Raw genomic sequence first — 1,888 nt, 5'->3', positions numbered from 1 at the left:
CTGGCAGAATGAGCTCTATTACGGCGATACCCAGGTGCAGGGCGATCTCGCCCTCGTGGATCTTTTTGCCCGCTATGCCGTCACAACAAACCTGACATTAGCGCTGAATGTGAATAATGCGGGCGATGAAAAATACCTGTTGAGCCCACAGTGGGGGCAGGCCAACTACGGCGCGCCACGCAATGTAACGGGATCTATTACCTGGCGCTATTAATTAAAGAGACAAATCTATGCGCACTTTCTTTACCCTGCTCCATCGTTATTTCGGGCTTGCGATTGCAGGATTCCTGGTCATTACCGGGTTGACCGGCGCCATTATTTCCTGGGATCACGAGCTGGATGATTGGCTGAATCCGCACTTGCTGGACGCCACCACGGTTGGCAGCCCATTGAGTGCAACGGATTTGGCCGAACAGGTGGAGCGGCAATATCCCCAAGTGCAGGTAACCTATTACGAGTTATCGGTTGAGCCCGGGCACGCCTATTACTATTGGGTGGAACCCAGGGTTAACCCGGAAACCGGAGAGCTATATGAGCCAGGTTTTAACCAGGTATATGTTGATCCGGTGTCGGGCGAGATATTGGGTAAAAGGGAGTGGGGCGCGGTTTGGCCGATCACCACCGAAAACTTCGTCTCCTTTCTCTACAAATTGCATTTTAGTTTGCACATTCCCGAGTTTATGGGCACTGATCACTGGGGTATTTGGTTGCTCGGTGTGGTTGCCCTGACCTGGACCATCGATTGTTTTATCGGCTTTTACCTGACTTTACCCAGACGCAAACGCAGCGCTCAAGTGGCATCACCCGTCATTGGCGATAGCAGCGGCAGCTATTGGCAACGCTGGAAACCGGCGTGGAAGATTCGCTGGAGCGGCGGCCCAACCAAATTGAATTTCGATCTGCATCGCGCTTTCGGCCTCTGGACCTGGGTGCTGTTGTTTGTCATCGCCTTCACGGGTTTCTCCCTGAATTTGTATCGGGAAGTATTTTTCCCGGTGATGTCGATGGTGTCCGATGTGACCCCAACCCCTTTTGATCAACGTACTCCATCAGATCACGACAACCCTATCGAACCGGGTTACGGCTTCACTCAGGCTGTCGCCTTGGGGCAACAAGCGGGAGCAGACAAGGGGTGGTCCCAACCAGTAAACAGTGTCTGGTACTCACGCGAATTTGGCATATACCGGATTGAGTTTTTTTCTGCAGCAGAGGGGCATGGTGCTGGTGGTGTCGGGCATAAAGCCGTATTTCTGGATGCAAAAAGTGGCGAGCTGATCGGTGACTTTACCCCTTGGAAAGGGACTGCGGCTGACCTGTTTGTACAAGCTCAATTCCCGTTGCACTCAGGTCGTATTCTCGGGTTGCCCGGGCGCATCCTGATTTCAATAATGGGCTTGGTTATTGCGATGCTGAGTATCACAGGAGTGATTATCTGGCATAAAAGATACAAGGCGCGCAACGTCAGAAAAGTTGGTCAGGAAGTAGCGGCAGACTTGCCTGCAGGAGTTCAACGTTCGTAGTAACCGACCACAAGCATAAGACCCGCCGGAGGAAAACAGCTGGTGAATTGGCAACCCAAAACCATCGGGTTGCCAACATTTCATACCGGAACTTGAAGCAATATTTTTTGTATCGATAATCCGTCACCCATGAATCTTTCCATTTTCTTTCTCATCGCTTGCCACCTTGGCGACGGCGCTTTTCGGTGGCGGAAATCCAAATAGCAAACGCAGGTTGGTATTTTTATAATTCAGCCCACTGGGCGCATCCTCAGGTACAGACGCTGGATCTGTATAAGTGCCAAACAACCTATCCCACACAAAAATTTGCGCAAAGTTGGAATCTGAATATTTTCTGGCAACACTGTGATGAACCATGTGGTATCTCG

Annotated in this window: 2 protein-coding genes and 1 pseudogene; 2 read left to right on the top strand and 1 reads right to left on the bottom strand. The window is 51.1% G+C overall.

Annotated features, from left to right (window positions below; all coding sequences use genetic code 11):
- Together ACWA6V_RS20720 and ACWA6V_RS20715 are read left to right on the top strand one after the other, a co-directional pair.
- Positions 1-214: pseudogene (locus ACWA6V_RS20720) on the top strand (TonB-dependent siderophore receptor); the annotation flags it as partial.
- A gap of 16 nt (positions 215-230) precedes the next feature.
- On the top strand, positions 231-1,520 hold the full coding sequence (locus tag ACWA6V_RS20715; RefSeq protein WP_449524261.1) for a PepSY-associated TM helix domain-containing protein: 1,290 nt from the start codon (positions 231-233) through the stop codon (positions 1,518-1,520).
- A gap of 123 nt (positions 1,521-1,643) precedes the next feature.
- Here the strand turns inward: ACWA6V_RS20715 and ACWA6V_RS20710 are convergent.
- A partial coding sequence (locus ACWA6V_RS20710) for a sterol desaturase family protein (protein WP_449524260.1) occupies positions 1,644-1,888 on the bottom strand: 245 nt, incomplete at its 5' end.

It is taken from the genome of Cellvibrio sp., from assembly GCF_053579595.1.
The sequence above is the reverse complement of the archived record's forward strand: the minus strand, read 5'-3'. Positions and strand labels throughout refer to the sequence as shown.